Origin of the sequence: Neisseria mucosa, from assembly GCA_003028315.1 — a bacterium.
Lineage (GTDB): Bacteria > Pseudomonadota > Gammaproteobacteria > Burkholderiales > Neisseriaceae > Neisseria > Neisseria mucosa.
On sequence record CP028150.1, the window covers coordinates 1,482,214 to 1,495,798 of the forward strand.

The 13,585-nt window shown below is 52.7% G+C and carries 10 protein-coding genes, 1 tRNA gene and 3 pseudogenes; 3 read left to right on the forward strand and 11 right to left on the reverse strand.

Annotated features, from left to right (window positions below; genetic code table 11):
• The first annotated feature begins 17 nt into the window (after nt 1-17).
• A complete protein-coding gene (glnD, locus tag NM96_07425; GenBank protein ID AVR79182.1) occupies nt 18-2,579 on the forward strand; it encodes a [protein-PII] uridylyltransferase in 2,562 nt (853 codons plus the stop codon).
• Nucleotides 2,580-2,840: 261 nt separating this feature from the next.
• Here the strand turns inward: glnD and NM96_07430 are convergent, their stop codons facing one another.
• From NM96_07430 to NM96_07440, 3 genes are all read right to left on the reverse strand, one after another.
• A complete protein-coding gene (locus tag NM96_07430; GenBank protein AVR79183.1) occupies nt 2,841-3,374 on the reverse strand; it encodes an inorganic diphosphatase in 534 nt (177 codons plus the stop codon).
• 133 nt (nt 3,375-3,507) lie between these two features.
• Nucleotides 3,508-3,957, reverse strand: a complete 450-nt coding sequence (locus NM96_07435) for a dihydroneopterin triphosphate diphosphatase (protein AVR79184.1) — start codon at nt 3,955-3,957, stop codon at nt 3,508-3,510.
• Complete coding sequence (locus NM96_07440) at nt 3,957-5,336, reverse strand: hypothetical protein (GenBank protein ID AVR79185.1); 1,380 nt, start codon at nt 5,334-5,336, stop codon at nt 3,957-3,959. The genes NM96_07435 and NM96_07440 overlap by 1 nt, the downstream gene beginning before the upstream one ends.
• Nucleotides 5,337-5,585: 249 nt before the next feature.
• On the opposite strand from NM96_07440, the gene NM96_07445 reads away from it, so the two are divergent.
• Nucleotides 5,586-5,662, forward strand: a tRNA-Pro gene (locus NM96_07445).
• A 248-nt stretch (nt 5,663-5,910) separates the two neighbouring features.
• Here NM96_07445 and pncB read toward each other — a convergent pair.
• Entirely contained in the window at nt 5,911-7,134 is a 1,224-nt protein-coding gene (pncB, locus tag NM96_07450; GenBank protein ID AVR79186.1) for a nicotinate phosphoribosyltransferase, read from the reverse strand.
• Nucleotides 7,135-7,320: 186 nt separating this feature from the next.
• On the opposite strand from pncB, the pseudogene NM96_07455 reads away from it, so the two are divergent.
• Nucleotides 7,321-8,286: pseudogene (locus NM96_07455) on the forward strand (IS30 family transposase).
• Nucleotides 8,287-8,350: 64 nt separating this feature from the next.
• Here the strand turns inward: NM96_07455 and brnQ are convergent.
• The 7 genes and pseudogenes from brnQ to NM96_07490 form a co-directional block, all read right to left on the reverse strand.
• Nucleotides 8,351-9,688: a branched-chain amino acid transport system II carrier protein gene (gene brnQ / locus NM96_07460; protein ID AVR79187.1), complete on the reverse strand. Its 1,338-nt coding sequence runs from the start codon at nt 9,686-9,688 to the stop codon at nt 8,351-8,353.
• Nucleotides 9,689-9,826: 138 nt separating this feature from the next.
• Nucleotides 9,827-10,714, reverse strand: a complete 888-nt coding sequence (locus NM96_07465; GenBank protein ID AVR79188.1) for a segregation/condensation protein A — start codon at nt 10,712-10,714, stop codon at nt 9,827-9,829.
• 149 nt (nt 10,715-10,863) lie between these two features.
• Nucleotides 10,864-11,097: pseudogene (locus tag NM96_07470) on the reverse strand (hypothetical protein).
• A gap of 51 nt (nt 11,098-11,148) precedes the next feature.
• Nucleotides 11,149-11,388, reverse strand: a pseudogene (locus tag NM96_07475) (hypothetical protein).
• Between the two features lie 45 nt (nt 11,389-11,433).
• Nucleotides 11,434-12,402 (reverse strand): IS110 family transposase, encoded by a 969-nt coding sequence (locus NM96_07480; GenBank protein AVR79189.1) that lies wholly within the window; start codon nt 12,400-12,402, stop codon nt 11,434-11,436.
• A 79-nt stretch (nt 12,403-12,481) separates the two neighbouring features.
• Nucleotides 12,482-12,796, reverse strand: a complete 315-nt coding sequence (locus tag NM96_07485) for a hypothetical protein (GenBank protein AVR79190.1) — start codon at nt 12,794-12,796, stop codon at nt 12,482-12,484.
• A gap of 1 nt (nt 12,797) precedes the next feature.
• Nucleotides 12,798-13,574, reverse strand: a complete 777-nt coding sequence (locus tag NM96_07490) for a tRNA threonylcarbamoyladenosine dehydratase (GenBank protein ID AVR79191.1) — start codon at nt 13,572-13,574, stop codon at nt 12,798-12,800.
• Nucleotides 13,575-13,585: the final 11 nt, after the last annotated feature.

Genomic DNA, 13,585 nt, shown 5'->3' on the forward strand with positions numbered 1-13,585 from the left:
ACTTGAAAGAATAAAAAATGTCTGCAAACCTGTCTTCAGCATTGGAAACCTTCAATCAGCAGCGTGCTGCCGCCGAAGCGCATTATTTGAAAGCCAACCGCGTGTCGGTATTTTTCAGGGAATACACGGCGGCAGTCGAAACCTTGTTGGCGGCATTGTGGGCAGAGCATTTTCAAAACAGCGCATTATGCCTGATGGCGACCGGCGGCTTCGGGCGCGGCGAACTGTATCCTTATTCTGATTTAGATTTGGCAGTCGTGTCGTCTGAAACCGTTTCAGACGACCTTCAGGAAAAAATTGCGGCTTTCGTGCAGGCTTTATGGGATATGAAACTTTCGCCGTCGGTCAAAAGCGGCACCGTTGACGAACTGTGCGAAAGCGTGCGCGATGATATTACGGGGGATACGGCGTTTTTAGAGGCCCGTTTTTTGTTCGGCAACCGCCAAACCGCGGACGAGTTGACGGAAAAAATGAACGCGCAACGCAATGTAGCGGCGTTTATCGAAGCAAAACTGGTGGAGATGGAACACCGCCATGCCAAATCGCAAGGTTCGGGTGCGGTATTGGAGCCGAACATCAAAAGCTGTCCGGGCGGTCTGCGCGACATCCATACCCTGCTTTGGATAGCGAAAGCGCAAGGTTTGGCAACCAATCTTCCTGCGTTGGTACAACAAGGTATTCTGACGCGCACCGAAGCCGGCATGCTTTCACACGGCTACCGCCGCCTCGCCCACATCCGCATCCATCTGCATTTAAACGCAAAACGCGCCGAAGACCGCCTGCTGTTCGATTTGCAGCCGCAAGTCGCCGAAAGCATGGGCTATCAAGGCTTGAACCTCCGCCGCCAAAGCGAAGAACTGATGCGCGTGTTTTACCGCGCGATTAAAACCGTCAAACAACTGAGCGGCATCCTCACGCCCATGCTACAAAGCCGCGTTTCTTCGACGCCGATGCGCGTTACCCTGCGGATTGACGACGACTACATCCAAGTGAACAACCAAATCGCTGCGCGACACACCGATATTTTTTTCAGACGACCCGAACACATTTTCAAAATCGTTGAAATCATGCAGCAGCGCAACGACATTACCGCGCTCGAACCGCAAACCCTGCGCGCTTGGTGGGGCGCGACGCGTAAAATCAACCGCAGCTTCTACCAAAATCCCGAAAACCGCCGCCGCTTCGCCGGCTTTTTCCGCCGCGGCAACGGACTGACCCAAACCCTGCGCTTTCTCAACCTCTACGGCGTGTTGGGCCGCTACCTGCCCGCGTGGGAAAAAATCGTCGGCCTGCTCCAGCATGACCTGTTCCACATCTATCCCGTGGACGACCACATCCTCGCCGTCGTCCGCAATGTCCGCCGCCTTGCCCTAGACATGCACAGCCATGAGCTGCCCTACGCCTCCGCACTGATGCAGTCCTTTGAAAAACAAGACATCCTCTATCTCGCCGCCTTCTTCCACGACATCGCCAAAGGACGCGGCGGCGACCATGCCGTACAAGGCATCGCAGACGCGCGCCAATTTGCCGCCGACCACTTCCTCACCGAAGAAGAAAGCGGCCTGCTCGCCTGGCTGGTCGAAAACCACCTGCTCATGTCCACCGTCGCCCAAAAAGAAGACATCCAAGACCCCGACGTACTCGATACCTTCTGCAAACGCGTACAAACCCACGAACGCCTCAGCGCACTCTACCTCCTGACCATTTCCGACATACGCGGCACCAATCCCAAACTGTGGAACGCATGGCGCGCCAGCCTGCTGGAAAGCCTGTTCCACGCCGCCGGACGCTACCTCGCAGGCAACGGAGGCAATCCGCATGCCCTCTTCGGCCGCCGCCAACAAGAAGCCGCCGATTTGCTCACCCGTGCTGCCGTCCCCGAAAAACAGCAGAAAAAACTATGGAACGCGCTCGGTTCCGCCTATTTCGCCCGCCATCAGTCCCGCGAAATCCTGTGGCACGCCGCCAACCTCGTACACGACTTTGAAACCCCTATCGTCCGCAGCCGCATCCTGCCCAAAAGCGACAGCTTCCAAGTCATGGTCTTCATGCCTAACGGTCCGCGCCTGTTCGCCCGCCTCTGCCGCATCTTCAGCCGCCACGGCTTCGACATCCTCGCCGCCCGCGCCTTTATCACCGAACACGACTACATCCTCGACACCTTCATCGTGCAAATCCCCTCACAACACGCCCCCGAAGACTACCCCGACATCCAAAGCGCGCTCGAAGCCGAACTCAACAGCTTTATCCACGGACACACTGTTGCCGAAACCCAAAGCCACAGCCGCCGCATCAGCCGCCGCAGCCGCTACATGCCAATTGCGCCAAGCATCACCATCACCCCCGAAGAAGACTACCCCGACTGGTACTCCGTCGAAATCACCGCCGTCAACCGCCCTTTCCTGCTCGCCGACATGGCGGAAGTCTTCTTCGCCCACAACGTCAGCCTGCGCTACGCCAAAATTTCCACGCTGGACGAACGCGTCGAAGACAGCTTCATCGTCTTCAGCCCCGATTTGAAAAACCCGAAAACGCAGTCGTCGTTGAAACAGGCTTTGTTGGAACAATTATCGGTGTGACGGTTGGATTTAGAGGAAAAGCAAGAGGTCGTCTGAAAACCTGTTTTCAATTTTCAGACGACCTCTTTATTTGTAAAAATAAAGTTCAGATTCTCAAATCCGACTTTTTCATATGCATCCGAAAGCTGCGCAGGGGGCGCCCCATTAAAGAGTACGCCGGATACAAGCATCCATTCTTTCAGTACGGGTTACTATCAAAATACAAAAGGTCGTCTGAAAACCATTTTCAGACGACCTTTCTTTATTTATTGAAATGAAACATCAAGCCTGTTTATTCCAACGCTCGATGGATTCTTTAATTACTTTTTTTGCTTCTTCCACATCGCCCCAAGATTCGACTTTGGTTGTACCTGCTTTTTTCAGGTCTTTGTAGTGGTTGAAGTGGAACTCGATTTGCTTGATCAACTGCTGCGGCAAATCAGCAAGGGTTTTGTAGGCGTTGCCGTTGTTACGGTCGTCGGCGGGGACGCAGACGACTTTGTCGTCCACTTCGCCGTCATCGACAAACTTCATCACACCGATGACGCGCGCTTCCAAGAAGATGCCTGTCGCCAAGGGCTGTTCGGTAACCAGCAATACGTCCAATTCGTCGCCATCCTCGTCCAAGGTTTGCGGGATGAAGCCGTAGTTGGTCGGTTTGGCGAAAATCGCGGGTTCGACGCGGTCAAGTTGGAATGCGCCGAGGCGGCGGTTCCATTCGATTTTGTGGTTACTGCCGGCGGGAATTTCGTTGACGACGTTGATGATGCCGCCATCCACATCGCCCGGAGTCAGGATTTTATTGAAGTCTGCCATTTGATTTCCTTTATTTTACGGAAGTTTGAACGGCGGAAGTATAGCAAACAAAAGACTCTCTGAAAATGCGGAAAAAGGTCGTCTGAAAACGCAATTCCTTCTTTCAGACGACCTTTAAGCAATCAGGCCGGTTCTATTTCCCCAACCTTTTCCCCAATGCCAAAATCGCCCTTTTGTTCGACGGGGAGAACACTTTTTCCGCCGCTTCTTCAATGCCGAACCATCCGTAAGCGACGTGTTCGTCAGGCTGCAAAACAATCACCGCATCGCGCGGAATTTCGGTGGAAAAGATGTGTTCGCGGTTTTCGAACACGCCTTTGGGATAGCGGTGCCGCCAGTGGTGGTAAATTTCGTAAACCGTGCTGTCGTGCCAGTTGCAGAGCTGTCCGTCCGCAAGGCGGATGCCGGTTTCCTCCCAAACTTCTCGCTTGGCGGTTTCCTCTATGGTTTCGTCCGGCTCGATGCTGCCGGTTACCGACTGCCAAAAGCCTTGCGGCGAAGTGCGTTCGATTAGGAGAATATTACCGTCTGAATCATGCAAAACCACCAGCGCGGACACGGGATACTTCAAGGGCTTTGCCATCAATCGTCTCCGCCGGAATCCATCGCGGGATCGGATTTGGTATCGCTGCGCGCCTGCATTCCCGCCTTAATCATCGCGATGCTGCTCGGTGCCTGGCTTTCGTTCAGGATGCGGACTTCGCGCTGCGGATAAGGGAACTCGATGCCGTGTTCGTTAAACTGCCGCCAAATATCCAGAAAAATCGCCGATTGCAGCGCGGCAAAACCGTTTTCAGGATCTTTTACCCAATATGTCACGCGCAAATCAATACCGTTGTCGCCGAAATTGGTAACCACTGCCAAAGGTGCAGGATTTTCTGATACGCGGGATTGTGCGGCGGCGGCGCTTTTTATGATTTCCAAAGCTTTAATCAAGTCGGAATGATAGGCGACCTGTATATTGAATGCCTGCTGTAATTCGCGGCTGGTATACGATTCGTTGACCACCATTGAAGTAACGAACGTCTCGTTCGGAATCAGCGCTTCCGTGCCGTTTGCATTGCGCAACACGACAAAACGCGAGGTAATTTTGGTGACATAGCCGGTAAAGTTATTGACCGTCAGACGGTCGTTCATACGGATAGAGCGGTCGCCCAAAATGATAAAGCCGGAAATATAGTTGCTCGCCACTTTTTGCAGACCGAAACCGATACCGACACCCAACGCACCGCCGAACACCGACAATACCGTCAAATCAATCCCCACCAGCGGCAGCGCAATCAAGACCGCCAAAACCATCATCACCGTTTTGATGATTTTGGACAAAATCATGGACAGGTTATTGTCCAGGCTGCTTTTCTCCAAACGCTCGCCGATAAAACGCGCCAACCACGACGCGCCTATCATCAGAAGCCCGACCCACAAAATCCCGTTCAGAATCATCAACAGGCTCAGTTTGCCCGAACCGACCGAGAAGCTGATGCCGTCGAGCATCGCCAAAATCTTATCGTCCAAGCCCGACAGCCAAAGCACGAACCCTACCCACAAAACCATAGAGACTGATTTCTCCAGCCAGTCGGTCAGTTTGTTTTGCGGCAAAGCGGCATGAACGACCGCCACGCTGACCCGAATCAAAATCATCCAGCGCGCCGCCAAAATCAGCAGATGCAGCCATACCGCGCGAAACTCCGTCAGGTTGCAGACAAACAAAGCCGCCGCGCCGAAAATCATCATCAGCACCGGCCACAAAATCCGCCTGCCGATATGCCGCAATAGCGCGAAGTTACCTTGTTCCGCAAAGAAATAACGGTTTTTTAGTCGGTTTGACAACCAAAACGCTACCGCCATCAGTATCAATACGCCGACCAGCTCAATCCAGCCCGAAACCTGTCCGAAATTGCGCTCTACCAAGCTAGACGTAAACGCCTGACGCGCAAACAATTCATGCAAAATATTGTCCATCAGCCCTGTTTTTTCATTAAAAATCAAAGCAGCAATTATATAGCAGCCATAAAATTCCGCCACACTCGTTTACCGAACAAAGGTCGTCTGAAAATATGGCGGATTCAAGTGAAAAACAAGACATCCCGTCTGCCCTACCCGACCTTACGTCAAACAAATTCAAAGCCGCTTCAAACAGATAGCCCAAACCGCCCTGCCTTACGCTTGCCAAAGCCGGACAAGAAAACTATAATCCCAAACTTCTCGAGTCGGAGTGTGGCGCAGTCTGGTAGCGCACTTGCATGGGGTGCAAGGGGTCGAAGGTTCGAATCCTTTCACTCCGACCAAAAATTCAACAGCCCGGTCATTTTTGACCGGGCTGTTTTTTTTGCCTTTGACTGTCTCAAATCTTATATAGTGGATTAACTTTAAACCAGTACGGCGTTGCCTTGCCGTACTATCTGTACTGTCTGCGGCTTCGTCGCCTTGTCCTGATTTAAATTTAATCCACTATATCTCAAGCGTTTCAATCAAAAGGTCGTCTGAAAACCCCAAATCAAGGTTTTCAGACGACCTTTTGCCGTTTTTCAGTTAATCACTCCTCTGCCTTCGGCTCGGGAACGTCAAACACCTGACGCAGGTAGGCGAGGAAGGTTTTGTTGGTGGTCATGGTTTTGCCCGGAGAGTCGGAGAGTTTGGCGACGGACTGACCGTTGCACTCGACGAGTTTCAAAACGATGTTCAGCGGGGTATGGCCCATGTCGTTGGTGAGGTTGGTACCGATACCGAAGCTGGTTTTGAATCGGTCTTTGAAATATTGGTGCAACGCCCACGAGCGTTCGATGTCCAAACCGTCTGAGAAGGTCAGCATTTTGGTGCGGCTGTCGATTTTGAGTTTTTTATAGTGGGCATGCGCTTTGTCGCCCCATACATAGGGGTCGCCGCTGTCGTGGCGCAGACCGTCGAAGAGTTTGGCGAAATAGAGGTCGAAGTCGCGCAAGAAGGCGTCCATGCCGACCACGTCGGTCAGCGCGATGCCGAGGTCGCCGCGGTATTCGTGTACCCAGCTTTCGAGGGCAGCTTTTTGGAAATTGCGCAGGCGCACATCGAGGGCTTGGAAGGCTTGGAGGAACTCGTGCGCCATCGTGCCGATGGGGGTGATGCCGATTTTTTTGGCGAGATAAACGTTGCTGGTACCGCGCACGATGTCGGGGGCGGCTTCAATCAGGGTGCGGATGACGTGTTCCTGCCAATCGAGGGTGTAGCGGCGGCGGGTGCCGAAGTCGGAGATGAGGAACGGCGGATCATCGGGATTTTGCGCAGCGGAGATTTCTTTGAGGCGTTGCGCTTTGGCTTGGAGGCGGCGTTCGCCTTCTTCAATGACGGCGGGGGTTTCGAGACGGCGGAAGTAGAGTTCGTTGACGATGGCGAGGATGAAGATTTCAAAGAACATCGCCTGAATCATAGGCCCTTCGATGCGGATGTTCAGACGACCTTCTGAATCAGGGCTGACTTTAACGAAGCGGCGTTGGAGTTGGAAGAGTTCGAGATAATCGACAAAGTCGCTTTTGATGAAGCGCAGGCTGCGCAGGTAGTCGAGTTCGTCGTGGGTGAAGCGCAGTTGGCAGAGTGCGTCGAGTTCTCGTTCCAAGTCGCTTTGGATGTCGGCAAGCGGGTAAACCATGTCGACGTTGCGACAGCGGAACTCATAAAGGCTGTGGGTTTGGGGGAATTGGTGCAGTATCACCTGAAGCATGGTGAACTTGTACAGGTCGGTGTCGAGCAGGGAGCGGATAACGGGCGTTTGAGGTGCGGTCATGGCTTTTCTCTCGTTCAGCGTAAATGTAAAGCATTATTAGAACACGGTTAGACGGACGGGTGTTACTTTTTTTTGACAGGGGAAATGCTGAAAAGGTCGGCGGATTCGCATTTGAAGTGCAACTTTCCATAACAGAAAAAGGCCAGTATGCGGTAGCATACGGCCTTTCCTGCAAGAAAGATTGCCATGAGCTACACACAACTGACCCAAGACGAACGATACCATATCCAATACCTGTCCCGCCACTGCACCATCGCCGAAATCGCCAAACAACTTAACCGCCACAAAAGCACCATCAGCCGAGAAATCAAGCGGCACTGCATCCAAGGACAGCAATACAGCGCCGAAAAAGCACAGAAGCAAAGCCGGCTGACCAAACAGCACCGGCGAAAACCCTATAAGCTCGATTCGCAGCTGATTTAACACATCGACACCCTTATCCGCCGCAAACTCAGTCCCGAACAAGTATGCGCCTACCTGCATAAACACCACGAGATCATACTCCATCACAGCACCGTTTACCGCTACCTCCGCCAAGACAAAAGCAACGGCGGCACTTTGTGGCAACATCTCAGAATATGCAGCAAACCCTACCGCAAACGCTACGGCAGCACATGGACCAGAGGCAAAGTGCCCGACCGCGTCGGCATAGAAAACCGACCCGCCATCGTCGACCAAAAAACCCGCATCGGCGATTGGGAGGCCGACACCATCGTCGGCAAAAATCAGAAAAGCGCGTTATTGACCTTGGTCGAACGCACTACCCGCTACACCATCATCTGCAAATTAAAGAACTTAAAAGCCGAAGACACTGCCCGGGCGGCCATTAGGGTATTAAAGGCATATAAAGCCAGAGTCCACACCATTACCATGGATAACGGCAAAGAGTTCTACCAACACACCAAAATAGCCAAAGCATTGAAGGCGGAAACCTATTTTTGCCGCCCTTACCATTCTTGGGAGAAAGGGCTGAATGAGAACACCAACGGACTCATCCGGCAATATTTCCCCAAACAAACCGATTTCCGAAACATCAGCGATCGGGAGATACGCAGGGTTCAAGATGAGTTGAACCACCGTCCGAGAAAAACACTTGGCTACGAAACGCCAAGTGTTTTATTCTTGAATCTGTTCCAACCACTGGTACCCTAGTGTTGCACTTGAAATCCGAATCCAAGGTCGTCTGAAATCTTTCAGACGACCTTTGTTTTGTGATTTAAGCCTTATGTTTTTTCTTGATCGCGGCGTTCAGGATGCACCCTAAAATAAAGCCGACGGTTGCGGGCAGCAGCCAACCCAGTCCGACGTTGTAAAGCGGCAGTGCGCCGTTGATGTCGGTGGCGACTTCTTCGCTGAAACCGAACGCGGCTTTATAGGCATCGAGCAAACCGACTGCCAGCGTTGCCATCATGGTGCAGAAATAGACGATGCGGCTGCCGCCGAACAGTTTGTGTAGGAAGACCAGCAGGATGATGACGATGGTCAGCGGGTACAGCAGCATCAGCATCGGAATGGAGAAGGTCAGGATGGAGGACAGGCCTTTGTTCGCCAACGCCATAGACACGACCGTATTGATGACGACGAACATTTTGTAAGGAATGCCGGGACACAGGCGGTTGAAATATTCGGAACATGATGTAATCAGTCCGACGGCGGTACTCAAGCAGGCGAGCAGGACGATGACGCCCAAGAGGATGTTTCCGGGGACGCCGAAGTAGAAATGCACGGTTTTCGACAACACTTCCGCGCCGTTTTCCTGAAGTCCCAAGCCTGACACGCTGGTCGCGCCCATATAGCCGATGAAGAGGTACACCAATGCCAGACAAGATGCGGCAACGATGCCTGAAACGGCGGTCGTCCGCAGCAGCTCGGAGCGGTTGTCCACGCCCATCGCGCGCACGGCGTCAATGACGATAATGGAGAACACCAGTGAAGCGAGTGCGTCCATTGTGCCGTAGCCTTCCAAAATGCCTTTTATGAACGGACGGAGGGCAAAATCGCCTTGCGCCGCGGCGGGAACGCCCATCGGATTCAACGCGGCGTAGCCGACCAAAACGGCAATCGTCAAAAGCAATACGGGCGTCAGGATTTTACCGATGCGGTCCACCAGTTTGCCCGGTGACATCGACAGCCAATACGCCACGCCGAAAAACGCCACGCTGAACGCCGCCAGCCCGACTGTTTTTTGGCTTTCATTCAAAAACGGCGCAACGGCAATCTCAAACGACACCGTCGCCGTACGCGGCATGGCAAACAAAGGCCCGATGGACAAATACAGTGCGACGGCAAACGCCACGCCGTACCAAGGGGCAACCCTTGAAGCCAGCGCCTGCACGTCGCGCGAACCGGAATAGCCGATGGCAATCACGCCCAACAGCGGCAGACCCGCGCCGGTCAACAGGAAACCTGTCATCGCAGAGAACCAGTTTTCCCCCGCCTGTTGTCCGAGATAAGCGGGGAAAATCAGATTGCCCGCACCGAAAAACAAAGCGAACAACATCAAACCGACCGCCCACAGCGAGGCTTTACGGTTGAGCGGGGAAACACTGTTCATAAATTCGTACCTGTTTGTTTATAGTGGATTAACTTTAAACCAGTACGGCGTTGCCTCGCCTTGTCCTGATCTAAATTTAATCCACTATATAAAGGACAGTTGATGGAAATGGGTATGGGTTTGCCAAGCGTGAAATCATCATGCCGTTTCGCCTTCAACGTCGGCAGAGGGGTCGTCTGAAACGCCCTCTTCCGCTTCCGGGCGTTCTAAATTTTCCTGTTTCAGGCTGATTTCGATTTCGCCGTAGCTGTCCGGCTGGACGATGCGGACCAAACCTTCTTTGGCAAGCTCCAAGAGCGCGATGAAATTGACAACCACATACGCCGCGCCCTGCTCCGGTTTGAACAAATCGCTGAATTTGCATATCCCGTTCTCGTTCAGGCGACGTAAAACCGCCGTCATCTGCGCGCGCACGGAAATGGTTTCCTGAATCACTTCATGGCTGCGCGTATGTTTCGCCCGCGACAAAATGCCCAGCCACGCCTGCGTCAAATCGGCGACATACACCTCCGGCAGCTTCGCCTCGACCGCGATTTCCAACGGCAGATACGCCCAAGCAAAATCCCGTCCCGCGCGCGGCAACGCATCCAAACCCTGCGCCGCAAGCTTCATCTGTTCGTAAGCCAAAAGGCGACGCACCAGCTCGGCACGCGGATCCGCCTCTTCATCCTCAACCTCTTCGGGACGCGGCAAGAGCAGGCGCGATTTGATTTCAATCAGCATCGCCGCCATCAAAAGATATTCCGCTGCCAAATCAAACTGATACGCTTCCATTTGGGCGATATAGTGCAGATATTGCTCGGTAATCTTCACCATCGGAATATCGAGAACGTCGATATTCTGTTTGCGGATAAGGTAAAGCAGCAAATCCAACGGCCCTTGGAAGCTGCTTAAGACAACCTTCAAAGCATCGGGCGGAATAAACAAATCCTGCGGCAAATCGGTAACGGGCTGACCGAATACCCACGCGACCGTGTGTTCAGACGACGTTGCCGCAGCGGGAGAGATAAGGTGTTCTGAAGGCATGATTAGAGGAGCTTTTTCTTATTAGGTTTGATGGGTGGTTAATCAATAACGGGGTCGTCTGAAAACGCAGCGGGTTTCGTCAAAACGAATGCGGCAAAACAAAAATCAGCCTTTTTTGCGTTGGCTTTTCAAAGAAGCGATGGCAAGCGTTTGCGCCACTTCATGATGGCAGCGTGCAAAAGGCTGAATATCGGAACGGACAGGAAAGGATAAAGGAAATTGGTAAACGGCCGCGGAGAGCCGTCCTGAAAACACAAATAATCGCCCGACTGCATGTCGCATCCCATTGCGCCAAACATCAGATCGACGGCATACATCAACACGCCGAACCACACCGCATAAATCAGGCTGGCAATAAAATAGGCTTTGAAAAATCGGTTCATAGGCAAAAAAGGTCGTCTGAAAAAATAAATTTCAAAAGGCTTAAACCCACATCAAATTTTCTGATTGGCATTTGCAGAAGAGACCAACACACTCAGGGCTTGAACTGCTGCCATGCCATAAACAGGCAATCCGAAAAGAAGAAGTCCTCCTATTGACGTCCAACTATCCAGACTACTCCACTCCCACAGCAAAAAAACGAACCAAACAATCAACCATTCGACAATAGGCAAGGCAAGAGTCATCGAAGTTGTACAGCGTTTGGTCCACTTCATAATGCCGGCATTGAGTAGCAACTGTATTTTTCACCCCGTCGGGCAAAAATACAAAAACTCAAATCAAGACGTTTGGATACCGTTTTCGGTGATACCGTTTTCGGCAAAGTAATCACGCATCCGGGCATTCAATATCGTCAGCAGTTTGCGCATACATGCCGTAACGGCAACCTTATACGGCTTACCCTTGGACAGCAGGCGTTGGTAGAAATCCCGAATAAGCGGTTCAAAACGTGTCGCTACCACGGTAGCCATATACAGTGCCTTACGCACCGCAGACCTTCCGCCGAAGCAGCGGCTTTTGAATTTGGTTTCCCCGCTCTCCCTCGGGTGCGGGGCAATGCCGACCAAACTCGCTATCCGTTTGTGCGACAGCCGCCCCAATTCGGGCAGCATCGCCATCAGCGTAGCCGTCGTTATCGAACCAATGCCTTTGATTTGTTCCGCCACTTTGGCTTTGCCGTCAAAATGCGTGTGGGTGTGGTCGTCGATTTGTTTGTCCAATTCGTCAATCAGACGGTCAAAATGGGCAATCAGTTGTTTGACGCTTTCGACTTGCGTTTCGTGAACCTGATGCAGACGGTTTTTCTCGGCAGTCCGCATATCCACCAGTTGGTTGCGGCGGTTGACCAATGCTTCCAACACTTCTTCCGCTTCGGTGGGCGGTTGGTAGAGCATGGTTTGCCAATCTTCTTTCTGCATCATCATCTGTGCGAAGAAGGCGAGCATTTGGGCATCTTTGGCATCGGTTTTGGTCAGCGACTGCGATTGGGCAAACTGATGCGTCTGACGCGGGTTGGCGATGATCACGGCCATACCTGCGCGGTGGATGGCTTTGGCGGCGGGGATTTCGAGACCGCCGGTGCTTTCCATCACAACGAGGGCGACGTTGTGCTTTTTAAGGTATTCGATAGTATGGGCGATACCTTTGGGGTTGTTGGTTTCGGTTTTGGTTTTAGACAAAGACGAAACGGCGATGACGAAGTTTCGTTTGGCGATGTCGATGCCTGCACAGTTGTATTGGGTACTCATCATAAACCTGCCTTGCATTCGGTTGTGTTGTCTGGCAACTGTCCGGTTGTGTCGATGGGTTGCCCGACCGCTCCCTAAGCTACTCAACGGTTGTTTGCCTTGGGTGTGTACGGATGGCGGCCGGGCGGTTTGTTGCTATGATACGGGAGTTCCGATATACAAGGGACAATAACATTACAGATAAAAACGGAAAGAAGAAAAACTTCAAAGACACTTTCTCAAAAGCCGACATTTCAGCAGCTCGCAGGCAATACTCTGCATACTGTTCATTGTCAGCGTCAATATCAAAACATTCGAATCCTGAAAACAGCAAACCGACACTGTACACCATCAAACCGAAGACAACCGCATAAATCAAGCTGGCGATAAAATAGGTTTTAAAAAATCGGTTCATCTCACTTCCGTCCCGCAATATGTTCTACCGCCGCCTGCGCGCAGTACAGACCGAACGAAGCCGTCACCAGCATACTCGCGCCATAGCCCGCGCAGGACAGCCCTTGCGGCGCGGTATCGGTCGAACACGCTTCGCCCGATTGCGGCGGCGTAATGTTTTCAGTCGAGAACACACACGGCACGCGCATTTTTTCTTTGGTATCGCGGCTGAAGCCGTAGCGTTTGCGCAAGGTGTAGCGCAGGTTGGCAAGCAGCGGGTCGTGGGTAACGCGGCTCAAATCAGCGGTTTGAATCAATGCCGGATTTTTCTGTCCGCCCGCGCCGCCGCTGAGGATAAACGGCTGATTGTGCCGCACAAAATAAGCCGCCATCGCCGCCTTGACGCGCACTTGGTCTATCGCGTCGATCACAAAGTCGAAAGGTCGTCTGAAAAGCGTTTCCAGATTGTCTTCCGTCACAAAATCCTCGATTTCCTCCACTTCGCATTGCGGGTTGATTTGGGCAATGCGTTCGCGCAACGCCGTCACCTTCGCCTTGCCGAAATCGTCGGTCAGCGCATGAAGCTGGCGGTTGACATTGGACTCGGCGACGTTGTCCAAATCAATCAAGGTCAAACGACCGATGCCCGTCCGCGCCAAAGCCTCCACCGCCCAAGAACCTACCCCGCCCACGCCGACCACGCAGACGTGCGCGCGCGAAAACCGCGCCAGTGCTTCATCTCCATAGAGTCTGGCAATACCGCCGAAACGGCGCGAAGGAAGAAAAACGGTGTCGTTCATACCCAACCTTG